Consider the following 22,255-nt stretch of genomic DNA (forward strand, 5'->3'; position numbering starts at 1 on the left):
GCCTGAACGATGGCCAGGTCAGGAAAGCCATTATGAAACAGAAAGATGCCGCGAAAACCTACAGCCATCTCTGACCTGTCAGGCGACGCGGAATTCCAACCCGCGGTCAGGCCAGCGGGCCGTTGAGCAAGGGAACGAAACGCACTGCGCCCAAGGTATGCCGCGCGTAGCCGTGTTCTTCCCGAATAATGAGCAGCAACTGCTGCACATCCCCAGCGCCTACCGGTATCACCAGTCGCCCACCGGGGGCCAGTTGATCCAGCAACGCCTGGGGAACGTCCGCGGCCACAGCGGTAACGATGATGCCATTGTAGGGCGCCAGGGCCGGCCAGCCTTCCCAGCCATCTCCCCAGCGGAAGACCACATTGCGCAGGTTGAGGCCTTGCATGCGCTCCTTGGCGCGATCCTGCAGTCCTTTGATGCGCTCCACCGAGAACACGCGCTCGACCAGTTGGGAAAGCACAGCGGTCTGGTAGCCCGAGCCGGTACCGATCTCCAGCACCTTGTCCAGAGGCCCTGCCGCCAGGAGCAGTTCGCTCATGCGCGCGACCATGTAGGGCTGGGAAATGGTCTGATTGTTGCCGATGGGAAGCGCGGTATCCTCGTAGGCGCGGTGGGCAAGCGCTTCGTCCACGAACAGATGACGGGGGGTCTTGCGGATCACCTCCAGCACCTGGGAATTGCAGATGCCTTCCTCTACCAGCCTGGCAATCAGCCGCTCTCGGGTGCGCTGCGAGGTCATGCCGATGCCCCGGTGCAACAGGTCGTCCTGGCCGCGCATCACCCTAGTTCCTCCAACCAGGCCCCAAGCGCCTCGAACGCGGGATAGAAGGTGCGATCCAGCTGCAGCGGGGTCACTGAAACGAAGCCTTGCAGCACCGCATGGAAATCCGTGCCCTCGCCACCATCTTCGGCATCGCCCGCCGCCGCGATCCAGTAGCCTGGCTTGCCGCGAGGGTCCACCACCAGGCTGGGACGCGCCGCGCGGGCGCGGTGGCCCAGGCGGGTCAGACGTATGCCGCGCACCGCCTCGAGCGGCAGGTTCGGCACATTGACGTTGATCAACGTACGTGGTGGCAATGCCAGGCCTGCCTGGGCCTCGATGAATTTGCGGGCGAACCAGGCCGCTGTAGGCAGGTTCTCCAACTGACGCGAGGCCAGTGAAAAGGCAAAGGCGGTATGCCCGCTGAATCGCCCTTCCAAGGCAGCGGCCACGGTACCGGAATAAATGACGTCGTCGCCCAGGTTGGCGCCCAGGTTGATCCCTGACACCACCAGGTCCGCCGCGTCTTCCATCAGGGCATTGAGCCCCAGGTGCACGCAATCGGCCGGAGTACCATCAAGGCTGATGAAGCCGTTGTCCAGCACAACGGGGTGCAACGGCCGGTCAATGGTCAAGGCGCTGCTGCAACCGCTCCGGTCCTGGTCCGGCGCTATCACCGTGCACTGGGCGAAATCCGCCAGGGCGGCATGCAGCGCGGCGATGCCGGGGGCTGTGACCCCGTCGTCATTGGAGATCAAGATACGCATGGGCTTTCCGTCTATCCCGCCGGTACCAGATCGAACAGCTCACGAACCACGGCAGTGGCGAAGCATCCGGTGGGCAGGATGAAATCCAGTTGCAGAATGTCAGGCTGGGGATAATGCCACGACAAATCCCGGATGGGCAGCCGCAGAATACGCCGTTCGTGATCCAGGCCCGCCTCGGCAAGCCAATGGCAGAGCCGGGGCTCCCGAGCGGCGACCTGTTCTTCGAGTAGCAGGGTGGCGGCCGAGGCAGGGCTGGCGCCGCCACCGAACAGCGGCCCGGTGGGATGCAGGTCCAGGGCCCGCAGCCGTGGGTCGCTGCACTCGGCCGGACCGGCGGCGAAGAAGCTGCGGCTATCGGTGAAGGCCAATACATCTCCGGGCCGAGCCTGCTCCCAGCTGCCCTGGCCTACCCGCTCAGCGAGCACCTGGTTGAACAGATAGCTGCGGGCGCTGGATAGCAGACGCGAACGCAGATTGCGCTGCGCGGGCAGCTTGCCCTCTGTAGCATAGTGCCGCGCCTGCGCCAGGTTGCCGCCTTCGTGACCGAAGCGCTGCAGGCCGAAATAGTTGGGCACGCCCTGAGCCTTCAATACCTGTAGCCGTTGCTCAACCGCGGCGGGATCGGCCTTCATCTCGGTGAGCCGCAACGAGAAGCCGTTGGCTGAATGCGCGCCTCGTTGCAGCTTGCGCGAGTGACGACAGACCTTCAGAACAGCGAGGCTGGCATCCTGGGCCGAGGCCAGGTCGGGGTCGGCCTTGCCTGGCAGGTGCAGGCTGAACCACTGCCGTGTCAGCGCCTGACGGTCTTTGAGTCCGGCATAGCTGATGGCCTTGAGCGGCACGCCGGCAGCCTTCGCCAGGCGCCGGGCAGCTTCCTCGGTATTGAGTTCGCGTTTTTCCACCCATAGCCAAAGATGTTCGCCCTCCCCGCTCAAGGGAATGTCCAGCACCTCGTTGACCTGGAAATCCTCGGCCGTGGCCTTGAGCACGGCTGTGCCCAGCACCTTTTGGTTGGCCCGTGGGCCTAGCAGCTCAGCCTCGGTCATAGGGCCATCAGCAGTGCAACGGCGTGCACGGCTATGCCTTCTTCGCGGCCGGTGAAGCCTAGCTTTTCGGTCGTGGTGGCCTTGACGTTGACGGCGTCGAGTTCCACTTGCAGGTCTTCGGCGATGCACTGGCGCATCCCGGAAATGTGCGGTGCCATCTTCGGTGCCTGGGCCACGATGGTGGCGTCGACGTTCGCCACCCGCCAGCCCTTGCCGTGAATGAGCTCTACAATATGCCTGAGCAGCGCGCGGCTATCGGCACCCTTGAAGCGAGGGTCGGTATCAGGAAAATGCTGGCCGATATCCCCCAGCGCGGCGGCGCCCAGCAGCGCGTCACTGAGCGCATGGAGCAGTACGTCACCGTCGGAATGGGCTACCAGGCCGGCTCGGTGAGCGATGCGCACCCCGCCGAGGGTGATGAAACTGCCTTCGCCGAAGCGGTGGACATCATAGCCGTGGCCGATACGCATAGAAAAACGCCCTGTTCTGATCAGGGCGCGATTCTACCTTGGCTGGCGCCGCTTGGGCACCGCCAGGCGCCGCTCAGCCTTCGGCCAGGGCCTGGGCATGATGGCGCAGGTGGTCTTCGATGAAGCTGGCGATGAAGTAATAACTGTGGTCATAGCCTGCCTGCAGGCGCAGAGTCAGTGGATAACCGGCGGCCTCGGCGGCCTGCTGCAAGGCTTCGGGTTTGAGCTGGCTGCTCAGGAAGTCATCCCGGTCGCCCTGGTCCACCAGCAAGGGCAGATGCTCCTGGGCCTGCCCCAGCAGCACGCAACTGTCCCATTCGCGCCATCGGCTGCGGTCCTCGCCCAGGTAACGACTGAACGCCTTCTCGCCCCAGGGGCAATTCATGGGGTTGCTGATGGGAGAGAACGCGGAAATGGCGCGATATCGACCGGGGTTGCGCAGCGCGCAGACCAGCGCGCCGTGGCCGCCCATCGAGTGGCCCGCGATGGACCGTTGGCCATTGGCCGGAAAATGCGCCTCGATCAAGGCAGGCAGTTCATGCACGACGTAATCATGCATCCGGTAATGCTGGGCATAAGGCGGCTGGGTAGCGTTGAGGTAGAAACCGGCGCCCAGGCCAAAATCCCACGCGCCGTCCGGGTCCCCAGGTACTTCGGCGCCGCGAGGGCTGGTATCGCAGGTCACGAGTATAAGCCCCAGCTGGGCGGCCACCCGATGAGCGCCGGCCTTGTGCATGAAGTTTTCGTCGGTGCAGGTCAACCCGGACAGCCAGTACAGCACAGGCAGGCGACCGCCGGATTCGGCCTGGGGCGGCAGGTAGACCGCGAACACCATGTCGCAGCCCAGGGTATTGGAGCGGTGCTTGTAGCGCTTGTGCCAGCCACCGAAGCTTTTCTGACAGGAAAGGTTGTCCAGGCTCATGGCGTTTCCTTTAGAAGTGGACGACGCTACGAATGCTCTTGCCCTCATGCATCAGGTCGAAGGCCTTGTTGATGTCTTCCAGGGGCATGGTGTGCGTGATGAAGGTATCCAGGGGGATTTCGCCCTTTTCAGCCATGTCCACGTAGCTGGGCAATTCGGTGCGACCGCGTACGCCACCGAAGGCACTGCCGCGCCAGACGCGCCCGGTCACCAGTTGGAAAGGCCGGGTGGCGATCTCTTGGCCAGCGCCGGCGACTCCGATGATCACCGACTCACCCCAACCCTTGTGGCAGCACTCCAGAGCCGCGCGCATCAGTTGAACATTACCCACGCACTCGAAGGAGAAATCCACCCCGCCATCGGTAAGGTCCACGATGACCTCCTGGATCGGCTTGTCGTAATCCTTGGGATTTACACAGTCGGTGGCGCCCAGCTGGCGGGCGATCTCGAACTTGGTAGGGTTGATGTCCACGGCGATGATGCGGCTGGCCTTGGCCTTGACCGCTCCGAGGATGGCGGACAGACCAATGCCGCCCAGGCCGAAGATGGCTACGGTGTCGCCTGGCTTGACCTTGGCGGTATTGAGCACGGCGCCTATGCCCGTGGTTACGCCGCAGCCCAGCAGGCAGACTTTTTCCAGGGGCGCCTGCTTGGGTATGCGAGCCACTGAGATTTCCGGAAGCACCGTGTACTCGGAGAAGGTAGAGGTGCCCATGTAGTGGAACAGTGGCTTGCCCTGGTAGGAGAACCGCGTGGTACCGTCCGGCATCAACCCCTTGCCCTGGGTGCCACGGATGGCCTGGCAGAGGTTGGTCTTGCCGGAAAGGCAGAACTTGCATTGCCGGCACTCTGGGGTATACAGCGGGATTACATGATCACCCACCGCTACCGAGGTCACCCCCTCGCCTACCGCTTCGACGATGGCGCCACCTTCATGACCCAGCACGGACGGGAAGATGCCTTCCGGATCCGCGCCGGACAGGGTATAGGCGTCTGTATGGCAAACACCGGTAGCAACCACACGCAGCAAGACTTCACCCGCCTTGGGCAGAGCGACGTCGATTTCGACGATCTCCAGCGGTTTTTTCGCTTCGAAGGCGACAGCGGCACGGGATTTGATCATGGGGCTTCCTCGATTCGAATTTCAACGATGAGGACAGTGTAATTCAGGCCCTATGCAGGGATAATCCGTCCTTTCAGAAAACATTATTGCAGGTCAGGGATAATCGTGAGCGCAGGTTGGGAGGGTATCGATGAATTCGTAGCGGTGGCCGAACATGGTCAGTTCAGCGCCGCTGCATCAACCCTGGGCGTGTCTTCGTCCCATGTCAGCCGCCAGGTCGCGATGCTGGAAGATCGCCTCCAGGCTCGTCTGTTTTATCGCAGCACCCGACGAGTCAGCCTGACAGAGGCGGGTCATACCTTCCTGCAGCATTGCCGACGCTTGCATGATGGCCGAGACGAGGCTTTGCGCGCGGTACATGACCTGGCCAGCGAGCCCAAGGGCCTGCTGCGCATGACTTGCGCGGTCGCCTATGGAGAGCGCTTCATCGTGCCTCTGGTCAGCGACTATCAACAGCGTTACCCCCGATTGCAGCTGGATATCGAACTGACCAACCGAACGCTGGACCTGGTCGACGAAGGGCTGGACCTGGCGATCCGGCTGGGTCGCCTACAGGACTCCCGGCTGGTTGCCCATCGCCTGGCTCCGCGCCGGATGTATCTTTGCGCTTCACCGGCTTACCTGGAGCGCTACGGGCGGCCGCACAGCCTTTCGGAACTGGCGCGGCACAACTGCCTGGTGGGCAGTTCAGACCAATGGCAGATGCTGCAGGAAGCCAGGGAGATCAATGTGCGGGTCAGCGGTAACTGGCGATGCAACAGTGGCCAGGCGGTTCTCGATGCCGCGCTCAAGGGAATGGGCTTGTGCCAGCTTCCTGATTACTACGTGCTGGAACACCTGCGCAGCGGCGCGCTGATATCCTTGCTTGAACACCATCAACCCCCCAACACGGCTGTGTGGGCGCTGTATCCGCAGCAGCGTCATCTTTCGCCCAAGGTACGCGGGCTGATCGAACACCTGCGCCAAGGTTTGGCCCAATGCGAGGCCTATGCCGTGGCGCCTTGAGGGCTTGGAGCGCTTCAGCGCTTCAGCCAGGCCAAGTCTTCGGGACGGGTGACCTTGATGTTGTCGGCACGCCCTTCGATCAGGCGTGGCGCATGCCCCGCCCATTCCATGGCGCTGGCCTCGTCGGTAATGGTCACGCCGGCCACCATCGCATCGGCCAGCGCCCTTTGAAGGGGGCCAAGCCGGAACATCTGCGGGGTGAACGCATGCCAGACCAGGCTACGGTCGAGCGTCTCGGCCACACGGCCCGTGGCATCCACCCGCTTGAGGGTATCCCTGGCAGGAACGGCGAGCAGGCCTCCCACCTCGTCGTGAGCCAGCTCGCTCAGTAACCGCTCAAGGTCATTGGCCGCGAGATTGGGCCGCGCTGCGTCGTGGACCAAGACCCAGTCACGGCTACCGGCGCCCAGTTCATTGAGTTTGAGCAGCGCGGCGAGCACCGAATCGCAACGCTCCTTGCCCCCTTCGGCGCGATGGATGGAGGGATGCCCGGCGCAGGCCAAGCCTGGCCACCAGGGATCCTGGGCGGCCAGGCTGACGACCAGGCCACGAAGGTCAGGATGGCCAAGGAAGCACTCGAGGGTATGCTCGATCAGCGTCTTGCCGGCCAGGCTGAGGTATTGCTTCGGACGGTCGGCGCCCATGCGCGAGCCGACACCGGCGGCCGGGATCACCACCCAGAAAGGAACGGAAGGGTTCATTGTGTAATCTGGTAAAGGGTTTCGCCGTCCTTGACCATGCCCAGCTCGTGGCGGGCACGCTCTTCAACGGTTTCCATGCCTTTCTTGAGTTCCAGTACTTCGGCATCGAGTACGCGGTTACGCTCCAGAAGCCGTTCATTCTCGGCTTTCTGGTCAGCGATTTGCTGTTTGAGGTCGGCGGCTTGGGCAAAGCTGCCCGAGCCGACCCACAGCCGATGCTGCAGCCCTGCCAGCAAGAGGATGAGAACCAGGAACAACCAATAGGGACTGCGCATCGAAGAATCCAGGCTTGCCAGATAGCAATGAGCCTAGCGTGCGCCAGGCTCAGTGTGAAACAGATCCGAATACCGGAAAGTGGCGCCTCGGATGGGTTCAGGTGTATCCAAACCGGGAAGCCATGAAGACGGCAGTGGCCGGGCTTCCCCTTCCCTGCCGCCTTTTTACCACTTCCTGGTCAGCCGCGAAACTCGGCCCGACCACGGTAAGGCGCGCGTTCGCCGAGTTGCTCTTCGATGCGCAGCAGTTGGTTGTATTTCGATACCCGGTCAGAGCGGCAAAGCGAGCCGGTCTTGATCTGTCCAGCGGCGGTGCCCACTGCCAGGTCAGCAATGGTGGCATCCTCCGTTTCACCGGAGCGATGCGAGATCACCGCGGTGTAGCCAGCGGCCTTGGCCATCTGGATGGCTTCCAGGGTCTCGGTCAGGCTGCCGATCTGGTTGAACTTGATCAGGATGGAATTACCAATCTTCTTGTCGATGCCTTCCTTGAGGATCTTCGTATTGGTAACGAACAGGTCGTCACCGACCAGCTGCACCTTGTCGCCGATCTTCTCGGTAAGGGTTTTCCAACCCGCCCAGTCAGACTCATCCATGCCGTCTTCGATGGAAATGATCGGGAACTGCTCGCTCAGCCCGGCCAGGTAGTCAGCGAAGCCAGCGGCGTCGAAAACCTTGCCTTCGCCAGCCAGATCATACTTGCCATCCTTGTAGAACTCGCTCGACGCGCAGTCCAGGGCCAGGGTGACGTCGTCGCCAAGGGTGTAGCCAGCGTTCTTCACGGCTTCGGCAATGGCCGACAGCGCCTCGGCATTGGAGCCCAGGTTCGGGGCGAAACCACCTTCGTCACCCACCGCGGTGTTCAGGCCCTTGGCCTTGAGCACGGCCTTGAGGTGATGGAAGATCTCGGCACCCATGCGCAGCGCGTCGGCGAAGCTCTTGGCGCCTACCGGCTGGACCATGAACTCCTGGATGTCTACGTTGTTGTCCGCATGCTCGCCGCCGTTGATGATGTTCATCATCGGGACGGGCATCGAGTAGACGCCTGGAGTGCCATTGAGGTTGGCGATGTGTGCGAAGAGCGGCAGGTCCTGGTCTTCGGCGGCAGCCTTGGCGGCGGCCAGGGAGACAGCCAGGATGGCGTTGGCGCCCAGGTTGGCCTTGTTCTCGGTACCGTCGAGGTCGATCATGGTGCGATCGAGGGCCTTCTGGTCAGCCGGGTCCTTGCCCAGCAGCGCATCGCGGATCGGCCCGTTGATATTGGCCACCGCCTTGAGCACACCCTTGCCCAGGTAACGGCTCTTGTCGCCATCGCGCAATTCCAGTGCCTCGCGCGAGCCGGTGGAGGCACCGGACGGCGCGCAGGCACGACCGATGATACCGTTGTCCAGAAGCACGTCGGCTTCCACGGTCGGGTTGCCACGGGAGTCCAGAACCTCACGACCTTTGATGTCGACGATCTTTGCCATTGTTATAAACACTCCAGAGTGGACGACTCCCCGCGACTCCTGTCATCGGTGCGGGGCCATTGAAAAAACCGGTGCTGACCCTCTAAACCGCGATCAAGCGGTCTCTATGATCGGAAAACCCTTGACCAGTTCATCGAGTGCCTTGAGTTGGGCAAGGAAAGGCTCGAGCTTGTCCAGGCGCAGGGCGCACGGCCCGTCGCACTTGGCGTTGTCTGGGTCCGGATGGGCTTCCAGGAACAGGCCGGCCAGGCCCTGGCTGATGCCGGCCTTGGCCAGGTCGGTGACCTGCGCGCGGCGGCCACCGGCCGAATCGGCACGTCCGCCGGGCATTTGCAGCGAATGGGTGACGTCGAAGAACACCGGATACTCGAACTGCTTCATGATGCCGAAGCCGAGCATGTCCACCACCAGGTTGTTGTAACCGAAACTGGAACCGCGCTCGCACAGTACCAGCCGGTCGTTCCCGGCTTCTTCGCACTTGGTCAGGATGTGCTTCATTTCCTGGGGTGCCAGGAACTGCGCCTTCTTGATATTGATCACCGCGCCGGTGCGCGCCATGGCCACCACCAGGTCGGTCTGCCGGGACAGGAAGGCCGGCAGCTGGATGATGTCGCAGACTTCGGCCACCGGCGCGGCCTGGTGCGGCTCATGCACGTCGGTGATCACCGGTACGTTGAAGGTGCGCTTGATCTCCTCGAAGATCCGCAGCCCCTCCTCCATGCCCGGACCACGGTAGGAATTCACCGAGGAGCGGTTGGCCTTGTCGAAGCTGGCCTTGAACACGTAGGGAATGCCGAGCTTGTCGGTGACCCTCACGTATTCTTCGCATACCTTCATGGCCAGGTCGCGGGATTCCAGGACGTTCATGCCGCCGAACAGCGCCATGGGCTTGTCGTTGGCCAACTCCAGGTTGCCGACGCGAATGATCTTCTGTGCCATGGTTCAGTCCTTGTTCCGCTGTGCCAATGCCGCCTTGACGAAGCCGCTGAACAGCGGGTGGCCGTCGCGAGGCGTGGAGGTGAATTCCGGGTGGAACTGACAGGCCACGAACCAGGGGTGATCCTGGCCCTCGACCACTTCCACCAGGGCGCCGTCCCCGGAGCGGCCGGAAATGACCAGGCCCGCGTCTATCAGCTGCGGCAGCAGGTTGTTGTTCACTTCATAGCGGTGACGATGGCGCTCCACGATCACGTCCTTGCCATAGCAGGCGTGCACGCGAGAGCCCGGCTCGAGCAGGCATTCCTGGGCGCCCAGGCGCATGGTGCCGCCCAGATCGGAAGCTTCGGTACGGGTTTCCACGGCGCCGGTGGCGTCAGCCCATTCGGTGATCAGGCCCACGACCGGGTGGCCGCTGTTGCGCTCGAATTCCGTTGAGTTCGCGTCGCTCCAACCCAGCACGTTACGGGCGAATTCGATGACCGCCACCTGCATGCCCAGGCAGATGCCCAGGTAGGGAACCTTGTTCTCACGGGCGAACTGCACCGCGCGGATCTTGCCTTCCACGCCACGCAGGCCGAAGCCGCCAGGTACCAGGATGGCGTCCACGCCCTCGAGCAGGCCGGTGCCCTGGTTCTCGATGTCTTCGGAATCGATGTAGCGCAGGTTCACCCGGGTCCGGTTCTGGATGCCGGCGTGGCTCATGGCCTCGATCAGCGACTTGTAGGCGTCGAGCAGCTCCATGTACTTGCCGACCATGGCGATGGTCACTTCATGCTCGGGGTTGAGCTTGGCGTCGATCACCTTGTCCCATTCGGACAGGTCGGCACCGCCGCACTGCAGGCCGAAGCGCTCGACCACGAAATCATCCAGGCCCTGGGCATGCAGTACGCCCGGGATCTTGTAGATGGTGTCCACGTCTTCCAGGGAAATGACCGCACGCTCTTCCACGTTGGTGAACAGGGCGATCTTGCGACGGGACGAGGCATCCACCGGATGGTCGGAGCGGCAGATGAGTACGTCGGGCTGCAGGCCGATGGAGCGCAGCTCCTTGACCGAGTGCTGGGTAGGCTTGGTCTTGGTCTCGCCGGCGGTGGCGATGTACGGCACCAGGGTCAGGTGCATCAGCATGGCGCGGCGGGCGCCCACTTCCACACGCAACTGGCGGATCGCCTCCAGGAACGGCTGGGACTCGATGTCGCCCACGGTACCGCCGATCTCCACCAGGGCTACGTCGGCATCCCCGGCGCCCTTGATGATGCGGCGCTTGATCTCGTCGGTGATATGCGGGATCACCTGGATGGTGGCGCCCAGGTAGTCACCCCGTCGCTCCTTGCGCAGCACGTGCTCGTAGACGCGCCCGGTAGTGAAGTTGTTGTTCTGGGTCATGGTGGTGCGGATGAAGCGCTCGTAGTGCCCCAGGTCCAGGTCGGTCTCGGCGCCGTCGTGAGTGACGAAAACCTCGCCGTGCTGGAACGGGCTCATGGTGCCGGGATCGACGTTGATGTACGGATCCAGCTTGAGCATGGTGACCTTCAGCCCCCGCGCCTCCAGGATGGCCGCCAATGAAGCCGAGGCGATGCCTTTCCCCAATGAAGAAACAACACCGCCCGTGACGAAGATGTAACGCGTCATGAAAAACCCTAGAAGTCTGCGTTAAAGCGGTCGGAGCCGCCGGGGAAAGCGAAGGAAGGCCTGCCGCGGGGAACAGCGTTGCGCCCACGAAGACCCCAATGACCAGCGATATCCACCAAGCATCGTTCGAAAATCGGCCGCGTTCGTTCGTACCGGTGAAGCCCACCGGCGTTTGACTCGCTACGCATTTCAAGCATCGCCCAGCAGAAAGTGCTTGGTCATCGGCAGCTCCGGCGGTTCTACCACCCGCAGAAGCTGTATCAAGAAGGGAGGGTAGTCTACCGGAAAGCGCCTTTCATCTCAAACACCGGTCGTTCGTCGGTGGTCGCCAGCGCAGTTCGCCCAGCCTCTTCCCCGCCCCATCGAGGTTGGCCACGGCCACCAATTCACCGTTGAGCCAGAGCAGCGGCAGGCGCGCACGCACGAAGGTCGGCAGCCCGGCCTCATTGAGCAACCGCTTGAGATCACGGCGGCCACGCCCAGGTATCAGGACGCTTTCCCCACCCTGGCGATAACGAACCTCGACCTGCCCTTCAGGTATCTGCCCTACCCAGCGCAGCTCACCATTGCCAGGCAGCGCCAAGGGCGTTGCCAAATCCGTCCAGCGCGCAGGAGCTGGCGGCTGGGCCAGCCAGGGTCCGCTGAGCCACCAGGCGCGGTCTTGCGCGCGGCAGAGCGTGCCATCGGCCAAGCGCCAGATGGGGGTCGCGGCCTGGCCAGCATCGCGCAGGGCTTCCCAGCCGGCCCAGTGGGCGGTATCCGGCAGCCGGGTGCGCGTCGCGAGCCAAGCCTGCAACGCATTGCGCTGACGCGCCTGGCTCAGCTCACGCAGGGGCGCTAGTGCCAATGAGGGCAGCCCCAGCCAGGGAAAAGGCGCCCCCTGCTCCGCCAAGCGCAGGTCCTGCCTGGCCAACTCTTCGAGCAAGGCCAACCCTTCGGCGAAATGACTGGCGCTGCGGGCCAGGTTCGCCACGGCGCCAGGCCAGCGTTGCCGCAGGCGTGGAATCACCTCATGGCGCAGGTAATTGCGGTCGAAGGTCCGATCAGCGTTGGACGGATCATCCACCCACGTCAGGCCTACGGCCTGGGCATAGGCCAGCAGGGCCTCACGGTTCAGGTCCAGCAGCGGGCGCGCCAGGGTTCCCTGGCCCAAGGGCCGAGCCTTCGCCATGGCCGCGGCGCCCCGCACCCCGGCCCCCCGCAACAGGCGCAGTAGCAGGGTCTCGGCCTGGTCGCCACGGTGCTGCGCTGTGAGCAGCACCTCACCCGGCGCCAATTGCGCGGCCAGTGCCTGATAGCGTGCCTCGCGTGCTGCCTGCTCCAGGCTCGGGCCAGCCATGACCTTTACCGATAGCGCCTGATACGGCACTTGCAGGTCTCGGCACAGCTGCGCGCAGTGGCTGGGCCAGGCCGCCGCCGCGGTTTGCAGCCCATGGGCCACGTGCACGGCGCGCAAGGGAGGAAGGGTGTAGGTCCTGGCCAGCATGGCCAGGCCATGAAGCAGCACGCTTGAGTCGAGCCCGCCGGAAAGCGCGATCACCCAGCCCGGCGCGTGGCGCCAGGGCTCAAGGGAGTGCAGGAGATGATCGTGAAGGCTCATGACAGCGCAACGGAACCCCTGTGGGAGCCAGCGAAGCTGGCGATTGCAGGAGACACCCAGGCCTGTTCCCCAGCTGACGCCGGCGCCTACGAAAGGTTAGACGCCGTAGCTCATCAGGCGCTGGTAGCGGCGATCAAGCAGGGCCGGCATGTCGAAGCCCTTGAGCATGTCCAGTTGCTCCAGCAGCGACGTGCGCAGGGTCTGCGAGGCCTTGGCCAGGTCCCGGTGGGCGCCGCCCAGGGGCTCATCGATGACCTTGTCCACGATGCCAAGGCCCTTGAGGCGCTCGGCGGTGATCCCCATGGCCTCGGCGGCATCAGGTGCCTTGTCGGCCGTTTTCCAGAGGATCGAAGCGCAGCCTTCCGGCGAGATCACCGAATAGGTGGAATACTGCAGCATGTTCAGCTGGTCGCAGACACCGATGGCCAAGGCACCGCCCGAACCGCCTTCACCGATGACAGTGGCGATGATCGGGGTTTTCAGCCGGGCCATGACGCGCAGGTTCCAGGCGATGGCCTCGCTCTGGTTGCGTTCTTCGGCGTCGATCCCCGGATAGGCGCCGGGGGTGTCGATAAAGGTCAGGATCGGCATCTTGAACCGCTCGGCCATTTCCATCAGCCGGCAGGCCTTGCGGTAACCTTCGGGGCGGGGCATGCCAAAGTTGCGGCGTACCTTTTCGCGGACTTCCCGACCCTTCTGATGGCCGATGACCATGACCGGCTGCCCTTCGAGGCGCGCGGTACCGCCAACGATGGCGGCATCGTCGGCGAAGTGACGATCCCCGTGCAACTCTTCGAACTCGGTGAAGATCTGCGGGATGTAGTCCAGGGTATAGGGGCGGCGCGGATGACGCGCCAGGCGCGCGATCTGCCAGCTGGTCAGGTTGCCGAAAATGCTCTCGGTCAGCGTGCTGCTCTTTTCCTGAAGGCGAGAGATCTCATCACTGATGTTGAGCGAGTTGTCGTTGCCGACAAGGCGCAGTTCTTCGATCTTGGCTTGCAGGTCAGCGATGGGCTGTTCGAAGTCGAGGAAATTCGGGTTCATAGGCTTCCGTCTAGGGTCGACGGCCAGGCGGCCGGTTGATCCGTTTGGCGCCATACCATACGGAAGTGGCGCCTTGAGGTCGAGATGTAAAAAACAATGCGTCCGCGGCGCGGTGGCCCGGACCTTCGCCGGACAGGGCCGCACGCCCCCCGGCTCAACGATAATTCAGGAAGACGTTCTCGCGTCCGAACTGGTCACGCAGGGCCTGGATGAGGCTGTCGGCCGGATCGATGCGCCAGGCCTCGCCGAACTGTAGCAAAGCGCGGGCCTCGCTGGAGCTGTAGTCCAGGGTTACCGGGCAAGCGCCCCGGTGCTTGCCAAGCAAGGTACCCAGCCAATTGATGCGGTCGCCGCCCAGGGCCTGGATGTCCACCCTGATACGCAGGCTTTCGGCCAGCTGGGTGCGCGCGTCCTCCATGCTCAGGACGCGCTTGACCCGCAGGCGCAGCCCGCCGGAGAAATCATCGTTGCTCACCTCCCCTTCCACCACTACCACCGTATCGGTCTGCAGCAGAGCCTGGGCGCTGTGAAAGGCGTCGGCGAACAGCGAGGCCTCGATCCGCCCGGAACGGTCATCCAGGGTGATGAAGCCCATCTTGTCGCCTTTCTTGTTCTTCATCACGCGCAGTGCCACCACCATGCCAGCGATGGTCTGGGTATCCCGGGCAGGCTTGAGGTCGATGATCCGCTGGCGGGCGAAACGGCGGATTTCCGTTTCGTATTCATCGATGGGGTGGCCGGTGAGGTACAGGCCCAGAGTGTCCTTCTCGCCCTTGAGGCGCTCCTTCAAGGACAACGGGCGCGCCTTGAGGTGATTGGCGTAGACGTCGGCCTCGGCGTCGCCGAACACGCCGCCGAAAAGGTCCACATGGCCGCTATCCTGGGTACGGGCATCCTGTTCGGCCGATTTGATCGCCTCATCCATGGCCGCCAGCAGCACCGCGCGGTTGCGATCGATGTTCGCCTGGTAGGCCTTGGGTTCGTCATGGAAATGCGGGCCGAGGCGGTCCAGCGCTCCGCTGCGCACCAGGGCGTCCAGGGTGCGCTTGTTGATGCGCTTGAGGTCTACCCGGGCACAGAAATCGAACAGATCCCTGAAGGCGCCGCCGGCCGCACGTGACTCGACGATGGCCTCCACCGGCCCTTCACCGACTCCCTTGATCGCACCCAGGCCATAGACGATGCGCCCATCGTCATTGACAGTGAACTTGAACTCGGAGCTGTTGACGTCCGGCGCATCCAGGCGCAGCTTCATGCTGCGCACTTCCTCGATCAGCGTCACCACCTTGTCGGTGTTGTGCATGTCCGCCGAAAGTACCGCTGCCATGAAGGGCGCGGGGTAATGCGCCTTGAGCCAGGCGGTCTGGTAGGACACCAGACCATAGGCGGCCGAGTGGGATTTGTTGAAGCCGTAGCCGGCGAACTTTTCCACCAGGTCGAAGATGTTGCCCGCCAGGTCCGCCTCGATGCCGTTCTTGGCGCAGCCCTCGATGAAGCCGCCGCGCTGCTTGGCCATTTCCTCCGGCTTCTTCTTGCCCATGGCGCGCCGCAGCATGTCCGCGCCGCCAAGGGTGTAGCCGGCCATGACCTGGGCGATCTGCATGACCTGTTCCTGGTACAGGATGATGCCATAGGTAGGGGCCAGCACCGGCTTGAGGCCGTCGTACTGATAATCGGGGTGTGGATAGGCCAGCTCGGCGCGGCCATGCTTGCGGTTGATGAAGTCGTCAACCATCCCGGACTGCAGCGGCCCCGGACGGAACAGCGCTACCAGTGCGATCAGGTCTTCCAGGCAGTCGGGCTTGAGCTTCTTGATCAGCTCCTTCATGCCGCGGGATTCAAGCTGGAAAACCGCGGTGGTTTCGGCTTTCTGCAGCAGGTTGTAGGTGGGCTTGTCGTCCAGGGGAATGAAGGCGATGTCCAGCGGCTCTTCGCCCGTCTTGGCGCGGTCGCGGTTGATGGTGCGCAGGGCCCAGTCGATGATGGTCAGGGTGCGCAGGCCGAGGAAGTCGAACTTGACCAGGCCGGCTGCTTCCACGTCGTCCTTGTCGAACTGGGTCACCAGGCCATCACCCGCCTCATCGCAGTAGATGGGCGCGAAGTCGGTCAGCTTGGTCGGGGCGATCACCACGCCGCCGGCGTGCTTGCCTACGTTGCGCGTGATGCCCTCGAGCTTGAGCGCCATGGCCCAGATTTCCGCCGCCTCCTCGTCGCTGGCAAGGAAGTCACGCAGCATCTCCTCCTGTTCGAAGGCTTTCTCCAGGGTCATGCCGACTTCGAACGGGATCATCTTGGACAGGCGGTCGGCCAGCCCATAGGATTTGCCCTGTACCCGCGCCACGTCGCGCACCACTGCCTTGGCGGCCATGGAACCGAAGGTGATGATCTGGCTGACCGCATTGCGCCCGTACTTGTCAGCCACGTAGTCGATGACCCGGTCTCGCCCGTCCATGCAGAAGTCGACGTCGAAGTCGGGCATGGATACCCGCTCCGGGTTGAGGAAGCGCTCGAACAGCAGGTCGTATTCGAGGGGGTCCAGGTCGGTGATCTTCTGCACATAGGCCACCAAGGAACCCGCGCCCGACCCCCGGCCAGGGCCGACCGGCACGCCGTTGCTCTTGGCCCACTGGATGAAGTCCATCACGATCAGGAAATAGCCGGGGAACCCCATCTGGATGATGATATCCAGCTCGAAGTTGAGTCGGTCCACGTAGACCTGGCGTCGGGCTTCGTAATCAGGTGTGTCCTTGGGCAGCAACACGGCCAGACGCTCCTCCAGGCCGTCGAACGACACCTTGCGGAAGTATTCGTCGATGGTCATGCCATCGGGAATCGGATAGTCAGGCAGGAAGTGCTTGCCCAGTTTCACCTCGATGTTGCACCGCCGGGCGATTTCCACGGTGTTGCGTAACGCATCGGGGAGATCGCTGAACAGCTCGGCCATTTCTTCCGGGCTTTTCAGGTATTGCTGATCGCTGTAGTTGCGAGACCGGCGGGGGTCGTCCAGAGCGCGACCTTCACCGATGCAGACCCGGGTTTCATGGGCCTCGAAGTCTTCGGCCTTGAGGAAACGAACATCGTTGGTGGCCACCAGGGGCGCGCCCAGCCGGTCGGCCAGCGCCACCGCGGCGTGCAGGTAGTCTTCGTCGCCCGGGCGGTTGGTCCGCTGCACTTCCACATAGAAGCGATCCGGGAACACCTCCAGCCAGTAGCGCAGTGCCTTTTCCGCCTGGGCCGGATCGCTGCCCAGCAACGCCTGGCCGATTTCACCTTCCTTGGCGCCAGACAAGGCGATCACCCCGTCGCTGGCCTCGGCGATCCACTCGCGCTCGATGATGATCAGCCCGTTGCGCTGGCCTTCGATGTAGCCACGGGAAATCAGCTCGGTGATATTGCGATAGCCGTGGGCGTCCATGGCCAGCAAGGTGATCCGGCTCAGGCTGTCATCCCCGGCCTCGCCGGCCAGCCAGAGGTCCGCGCCACAGATGGGCTTGATCCCCGCGCCCATGGCCGCCTTGTAGAACTTCACCAGGGCGCACATGTTGCTCTGGTCAGTGACCGCCACGGCGGGCATGTTCATGCCCCCCAGGGCCTTGACCAAGGGTTTTATCCGAACGAGCCCGTCTACCAGGGAATACTCGGTGTGCAGGCGCAGGTGAACGAATGAAACCGACATGGGCGTGCTCGTGACTGTTGCTGAAACGAAGGGAGAGATTGTACCCATGGCCGGCCCTGATTGCATGATCCAGGGCTGCCGCTGGGCTGCCTCAGGCTTCGGCGAATTCCGCCAGGCCTGGATCACGGGCCTCGAAGGCCGCGCGCACCGGGGCGAAGGAGCGACGGTGGATGGGGGTCGGGCCCAGCCGGGCAAGGGCTTCGAGGTGGACAGGGGTGGCATATCCCTTGTGGCTGCCCAGCCCATAACCGGGATAGATGAGCTCGAAGGCGGTCATCTCCCGATCACGGCTGACCTTGGCCAGGATCGAGGCCGCGGCGATGGCCGGCACCTTGGCGTCCCCCTGAACCACGGCGGCGCTGGGCACGGCCAGGGCCGGGCAGCGATTGCCATCGATCAACGCCAGACGTGGGGTGACATGCAGCCCCGCCACGGCCCGCTGCATCGCCAGCATGGTGGCGTGAAGAATATTCAGGGAGTCGATCTCATCCACTTCGGCCCGGGCGATACACCAGCTCAGGGCCTTTTCACAGATCTCGTCGTAAAGGGCTTCCCGGCGCGCCTCGGTCAACTTTTTCGAATCGTTCAGGCCCAGGATGGGACGCGCCGGGTCGAGAATGACCGCCGCGGTAACCACGGCGCCACATAGTGGCCCGCGACCGACCTCATCGACACCGGCGACCAGCTCCTCGACCAGGGTGTAATCAAGGCCCATCTGTAGTTGAGTAGGTTGCATCAGGCTGTTCCGGTCAACGTGCCAACAATTGCAACACCGCGTCGGCCGCCTGGTTGGAGGCATCCTGACGCAGCGTCCGGTGAATCGCATCGAAGCCCGCGGTCTGCTCGGCCGGATTGTCCAGCAGGGGCAGCAAGTTTGCGGCCAGGGTCTCGGGCGTCGCCGCATCCTGCAACAGCTCCGGTACCAGCTTGCGCTGAGCCAGGAGGTTGGGCAAGGAAACATACGGGCTCTTGACCATACGTTTGAGCATCCACCAGGTCAACGGCGCGAGGCGATAGGCGACAACCATCGGTCGCTTGTAGAGCAAGGCCTCCAGGGTAGCGGTGCCGGAAGCGATGAGTACCGCGTCGCAAGCGGCAAGCGCCTGGTGTGACTGGCCGTCCAGCAAGGTTACAGGTAGCGAGTGCTCGGCCAGCAAGGCTTCGAGCTGGCTCCGGCGCTCCGGGCTGGCACAGGGCAGGACGAAGTGCAAGCCGGGTCTCGCTTGCAACAGGCGCTTGGCCGTTTCGAAGAACAATCCGCCCAGGCGCCGCACTTCACCGCCGCGGCTGCCAGGCATCAAGGCCACCAGCGGCCCTTCGACGGCCAGCCCCAACGCCCGCCGGGCTTGCTCGCGATCGGCCTGCAACGGAATCTGGTCGGCCAGCGAATGCCCGACGAAACGTACTGGCACGCCCTGTTCCTCATAGAAGCGCGCCTCGAAGGGAAAGAGCGTGAGCATCAGGTCACAGCCTTCCCGGATCTTCAAGACCCGTTTCTGGCGCCACGCCCATACCGACGGGCTGACGTAATGCACCGCCTTGATACCGGCATTGTGCAAGCGGGCTTCGATTGCCAAAGTGAAGTCGGGTGCGTCGATACCGATGAACACATCCGGTCGCGCTTCGAGCAGGGTTTCGATCAACAGTTTGCGCCGGCCCAGCAGTTCGCGCAGGCGCCCCAAGACTTCCACCAGACCCATGACCGCGAGGCGCTCCATGGGAAAATAAGAGCGCAGGCCTTCGGCTTCCATCAGTGGGCCGCCCACACCGATGAAACGCACACCAGGCTCGCGGGCCTTGAGCGCACGCATCAGACCCGCGCCGAGAATGTCACCACTGGCTTCGCCAGCAACCAGGGCGATGCAGCGTACCGGTGTTGCCATCAGCGCGTGATACCACGAGTGGCGTCGCGAATGGAGTCGACGAACAGGCCCACTTCGGCGCACTCCTTGACTGCGTCTTCCAGCCGGGAGAGCGCCTGGTCAATGGTCAGCCCTTGGCGATAGACCACCTTGTAGGCGTTGCGCAGGGCATGGATGGTAGCGTCGCTGAATCCTCGGCGGCGCATGCCTTCGAAATTCATGCCGCGGGCTTCGGCCGGGTTGCCGAAAACCGTGACGAACGCCGGCACGTCCTTGCCAATGGCAGTACCCATGCCCGAGAAGCTGTGGCTGCCGATATGGCAGTACTGGTGGACCAGGGTATAACCGGACAGTATCGCCCAGTCGCCCACGTGCACATGCCCGGCCAGGGCAGTATTGTTCACCAGGATGCAATGGTTGCCGATGACACTGTCGTGCCCCACATGGGCATAGGCCATGATCAGGTTATGATCGCCGATGGTCGTCTCGGACCTGTCCTGGATAGTGCCACGGTGGATGGTCACCCCCTCGCGGATGGTGTTGTGGTCGCCGATCACCAGGCGGGTGGCTTCACCCTTGTACTTGAGGTCTGGCGTGTCCTCGCCGATTGACGAGAACTGGTAGATACGGTTGTGCTTGCCGATGCGAGTGGGCCCGCGCAACACAACATGCGGCCCGATCACCGTGCCTTCGCCAATCTCTACCCCTGCGCCGACGATCGACCACGGGCCCACCTCGACGCCCTCGGCGATTACCGCCGAAGGGTCGATGATTGCACGAGGGTCGATCAAACTCATAGCTTGCGTTCCGCGCAGATGATTTCGGCTGAACAGACAGGCTTGCCATCGACCGACGCCTGGCAATCGAATTTCCAGATCTGTCGCTTGCAGCTGATGAAGCGGGCCTCGAGGATCAGCTGGTCGCCGGGGGTGACCGGCTGCCGGAAACGCAGCTTGTCCGAACCTACGAAGTAATACAGGGTGCCGTCAGCCGGCTTGACGTCCAGCATCTTGAAACCGAGGATACCGGCCGCCTGGGCCATGGCTTCGATGATCAGGACACCGGGCATGATGGGGTGCGCCGGAAAATGACCATTGAAGAAAGGTTCATTGATGCTGACATTCTTGTAGGCGCGAATGCGCTGGCTCTCGACGTCCAGTTCCACCACACGGTCCACCAACAGGAAAGGGTAGCGGTGGGGCAGGTATTCGCGAATCTCGTTGATGTCCATCATGTCGGGGAAAAAGCCTGTATGGAAGAGAGGGGGCGCGCACGGGTAACGGGGGCGCCCACGTGCGGCACGCCTTTTTTCGGCAGCGCGGCTTAGCAGCGGCGCGCGGCCGATGATGAATAGGGGTCAGCCATCTGATGACCCGTCCGGGCCCTGGGTCACCGCTTCGATCCGTTTTTCTGCCTGGGCGAGGCGGCGGTACATGTCATCGAGCTGGCGAATGCGCGCCGCGCTCTTGCGCCACTCCGCCGCTGGCTGCATCGCCGTGCCGGACGAATAGGCCCCGGGCTCGGTAATGGAGCGCGTGACCATGGTCATGCCCGTTACGAAAACGTTGTCGCACAGCTCGATATGGCCTACCAGGCCGACCCCGCCAGCAAGCATGCAATGCCTGCCGATCTTGCTGCTTCCGGATATCCCCACGCATGCGGCCATGGCCGTATGGTCGCCGACCTGCACGTTATGGGCGATCTGAATCTGGTTGTCCAGCTTCACGCCGTTGCCGATCAGGGTATCGGCCAGCGCGCCCCGGTCAATGGCGGTATTCACACCGATCTCGACGTCATCGCCCACCGTGACGCCGCCGACCTGGGCGATCTTCTGCCACACGCCCTTCTCGTTGGCAAAGCCGAAGCCCTCGCCGCCCAGCACCGCGCCGGACTGGATCACTACCCGCTTGCCCACGCGCACGTCGTGGTACAGGGTAACCCGCGGGGCAAGCCAACCGCCTTCGCCGATCACGCTGCGCGCGCCGATGAAGCAGTGCGCACCCAGGGTTACGCCCGGGCCGATGATGGCGCCGCTTTCCACCACCACGAAGGGCCCAACGCTGGCGCTGGCATCGACCTGGGCATCCGCGGCTATCACGGCGGAAGGATGAACCCCCGCAGGCGCCCTGGGCTTGGGGTCGAATCGATGAGAAATGCGGGCGTATGCCAGATAAGGGTCCGGCACGACCAGGGCATTGCCCTCGAACCCTTGCAGGTCTTCACGCTTGAGCAGGACAGCCCCTGCCCGGGTGACCGCCAGGTGCTTGCGATACTGAGGGTTTGCCAGGAAGCTCAGCTGAGAAGGGCCGGCCTCCTGCAAGGTGGCCAGCCCGTCGATTACGTGCCCGCGAGCGCCGACCAGGTCGGCGCCCAGGGCATCGGCGAGATCGCCGAGGGTGAGGCTTGTGGTGGTCATTACTTGCTCTGGTTCATGCGCTCGATGACCTGGCGGGTGATGTCGTACTGAGGCTTGACATCGATGACCGCACCACGCTCGAGCACCAGGTCGAAGCCACCGGCCTTGATCACGCTTTCCACCGCACCATCGAGCTTGGGCTTGAGCTGCTTGAGCATGTCACGGTCAGCGTTGGCCTTGGCTTCGTTCAGTTCCTTGGACTGGAACTGGAAGTCGCGGGCTTTCTGCTTGAAGTCCAGTTCCAGTTTCTCGCGGTCGCCCTGGGGCATCTTGTCGCCGCCCTTGACGAGACGGTCCTGGATGTCCTTGGCACTGGTTTCCAGGGCCTTGAGCTTGCTCAGCTGAGGGCCGAATTTCTTCTCGGCATCCACCGCGTACTTCTTGGCCGCGTCGGATTCGAGCAAGGCCATCTGATAGTTCAGAACGGCAATTTTCATTTCGGCGAATGCCGGGGTCGCGAACATGGCCGCGGCCACGATTACCAATTGGGTCAGCTTGCGCACGATGATACTCCTGCGAATTCGGTGTGAGTGGGCCGGGGCGCG

General features: G+C 63.3%; 21 protein-coding genes. 1 reads left to right on the plus strand and 20 read right to left on the minus strand.

What is annotated here, in order from left to right; translation table 11 throughout:
• Window positions 1–106: 106 nt before the first annotated feature.
• From BN1188_RS09265 to BN1188_RS09290, 6 genes are all read right to left on the minus strand, one after another.
• A complete protein-coding gene (locus BN1188_RS09265) occupies window positions 107–742 on the minus strand; it encodes a protein-L-isoaspartate(D-aspartate) O-methyltransferase (protein WP_187375321.1) in 636 nt (211 codons plus the stop codon).
• A 38-nt stretch (window positions 743–780) separates the two neighbouring features.
• On the minus strand, window positions 781–1,530 hold the full coding sequence (gene surE, locus BN1188_RS09270; protein ID WP_040261109.1) for a 5'/3'-nucleotidase SurE: 750 nt from the start codon (window positions 1,528–1,530) through the stop codon (window positions 781–783).
• A gap of 11 nt (window positions 1,531–1,541) precedes the next feature.
• Window positions 1,542–2,576, minus strand: coding sequence for a tRNA pseudouridine(13) synthase TruD (gene truD, locus BN1188_RS09275; RefSeq protein WP_040261110.1), 1,035 nt, complete (start codon window positions 2,574–2,576; stop codon window positions 1,542–1,544).
• A complete protein-coding gene (ispF, locus tag BN1188_RS09280) occupies window positions 2,573–3,046 on the minus strand; it encodes a 2-C-methyl-D-erythritol 2,4-cyclodiphosphate synthase (RefSeq protein WP_040261111.1) in 474 nt (157 codons plus the stop codon). Before ispF ends, truD begins: the two co-directional genes overlap by 4 nt.
• Before the next feature lie 73 nt (window positions 3,047–3,119).
• The gene (gene fghA / locus BN1188_RS09285) at window positions 3,120–3,968 is read right to left on the minus strand and encodes an S-formylglutathione hydrolase (protein WP_040261112.1); all 849 of its coding nucleotides are present in this window, start codon (window positions 3,966–3,968) and stop codon (window positions 3,120–3,122) included.
• 10 nt (window positions 3,969–3,978) lie between these two features.
• Window positions 3,979–5,091, minus strand: coding sequence for an S-(hydroxymethyl)glutathione dehydrogenase/class III alcohol dehydrogenase (locus BN1188_RS09290; protein WP_040261113.1), 1,113 nt, complete (start codon window positions 5,089–5,091; stop codon window positions 3,979–3,981).
• 105 nt (window positions 5,092–5,196) lie between these two features.
• On the opposite strand from BN1188_RS09290, the gene BN1188_RS09295 reads away from it, so the two are divergent.
• The gene (locus tag BN1188_RS09295) at window positions 5,197–6,096 is read left to right on the plus strand and encodes a LysR family transcriptional regulator (RefSeq protein ID WP_040261114.1); all 900 of its coding nucleotides are present in this window, start codon (window positions 5,197–5,199) and stop codon (window positions 6,094–6,096) included.
• Window positions 6,097–6,110: 14 nt separating this feature from the next.
• Here BN1188_RS09295 and ispD read toward each other — a convergent pair whose 3' ends face one another.
• The 14 genes from ispD to BN1188_RS09365 form a co-directional block, all read right to left on the minus strand.
• On the minus strand, window positions 6,111–6,797 hold the full coding sequence (gene ispD / locus BN1188_RS09300) for a 2-C-methyl-D-erythritol 4-phosphate cytidylyltransferase (RefSeq protein WP_040261115.1): 687 nt from the start codon (window positions 6,795–6,797) through the stop codon (window positions 6,111–6,113).
• Window positions 6,794–7,072, minus strand: a complete 279-nt coding sequence (ftsB, locus tag BN1188_RS09305; protein ID WP_040261116.1) for a cell division protein FtsB — start codon at window positions 7,070–7,072, stop codon at window positions 6,794–6,796. The genes ispD and ftsB overlap by 4 nt, the downstream gene beginning before the upstream one ends.
• A 179-nt stretch (window positions 7,073–7,251) precedes the next feature.
• Window positions 7,252–8,541, minus strand: coding sequence for a phosphopyruvate hydratase (gene eno, locus BN1188_RS09310; protein ID WP_040261117.1), 1,290 nt, complete (start codon window positions 8,539–8,541; stop codon window positions 7,252–7,254).
• A gap of 93 nt (window positions 8,542–8,634) precedes the next feature.
• Window positions 8,635–9,480, minus strand: coding sequence for a 3-deoxy-8-phosphooctulonate synthase (kdsA, locus tag BN1188_RS09315; RefSeq protein WP_040261118.1), 846 nt, complete (start codon window positions 9,478–9,480; stop codon window positions 8,635–8,637).
• Window positions 9,481–9,483: 3 nt separating this feature from the next.
• Window positions 9,484–11,112 carry a CTP synthase gene (locus tag BN1188_RS09320; RefSeq protein WP_040261119.1) on the minus strand — a complete coding sequence of 543 codons (1,629 nt, stop codon included), beginning with the start codon at window positions 11,110–11,112 and terminating at the stop codon, window positions 9,484–9,486.
• 295 nt (window positions 11,113–11,407) lie between these two features.
• Window positions 11,408–12,712 (minus strand): tRNA lysidine(34) synthetase TilS, encoded by a 1,305-nt coding sequence (gene tilS / locus BN1188_RS09325; protein WP_040261120.1) that lies wholly within the window; start codon window positions 12,710–12,712, stop codon window positions 11,408–11,410.
• A 96-nt stretch (window positions 12,713–12,808) separates the two neighbouring features.
• Window positions 12,809–13,756, minus strand: coding sequence for an acetyl-CoA carboxylase carboxyltransferase subunit alpha (locus tag BN1188_RS09330; protein ID WP_040261121.1), 948 nt, complete (start codon window positions 13,754–13,756; stop codon window positions 12,809–12,811).
• Window positions 13,757–13,910: 154 nt separating this feature from the next.
• Complete coding sequence (gene dnaE / locus BN1188_RS09335) at window positions 13,911–17,432, minus strand: DNA polymerase III subunit alpha (protein ID WP_040261122.1); 3,522 nt, start codon at window positions 17,430–17,432, stop codon at window positions 13,911–13,913.
• 91 nt (window positions 17,433–17,523) lie between these two features.
• Window positions 17,524–18,168 (minus strand): ribonuclease HII, encoded by a 645-nt coding sequence (gene rnhB, locus BN1188_RS09340; protein ID WP_040261123.1) that lies wholly within the window; start codon window positions 18,166–18,168, stop codon window positions 17,524–17,526.
• A 13-nt stretch (window positions 18,169–18,181) separates the two neighbouring features.
• Window positions 18,182–19,315 (minus strand): lipid-A-disaccharide synthase, encoded by a 1,134-nt coding sequence (gene lpxB / locus BN1188_RS09345; RefSeq protein ID WP_040261124.1) that lies wholly within the window; start codon window positions 19,313–19,315, stop codon window positions 18,182–18,184.
• A complete protein-coding gene (gene lpxA, locus BN1188_RS09350) occupies window positions 19,315–20,091 on the minus strand; it encodes an acyl-ACP--UDP-N-acetylglucosamine O-acyltransferase (protein WP_040261125.1) in 777 nt (258 codons plus the stop codon). Before lpxA ends, lpxB begins: the two co-directional genes overlap by 1 nt.
• The gene (gene fabZ, locus BN1188_RS09355; RefSeq protein ID WP_040261126.1) at window positions 20,088–20,528 is read right to left on the minus strand and encodes a 3-hydroxyacyl-ACP dehydratase FabZ; all 441 of its coding nucleotides are present in this window, start codon (window positions 20,526–20,528) and stop codon (window positions 20,088–20,090) included. The genes lpxA and fabZ overlap by 4 nt, the downstream gene beginning before the upstream one ends.
• 123 nt (window positions 20,529–20,651) lie before the next feature.
• Window positions 20,652–21,710, minus strand: coding sequence for a UDP-3-O-(3-hydroxymyristoyl)glucosamine N-acyltransferase (lpxD, locus tag BN1188_RS09360; RefSeq protein ID WP_040261127.1), 1,059 nt, complete (start codon window positions 21,708–21,710; stop codon window positions 20,652–20,654).
• On the minus strand, window positions 21,710–22,213 hold the full coding sequence (locus BN1188_RS09365) for an OmpH/Skp family outer membrane protein (protein WP_040261128.1): 504 nt from the start codon (window positions 22,211–22,213) through the stop codon (window positions 21,710–21,712). Before BN1188_RS09365 ends, lpxD begins: the two co-directional genes overlap by 1 nt.
• Between the last annotated feature and the right edge of the window lie 42 nt (window positions 22,214–22,255).

Origin of the sequence: Pseudomonas massiliensis, from assembly GCF_000826105.1 — a bacterium.
In the GTDB taxonomy this organism is placed as follows: Bacteria; Pseudomonadota; Gammaproteobacteria; order Pseudomonadales; family Pseudomonadaceae; genus Aquipseudomonas; species Aquipseudomonas massiliensis.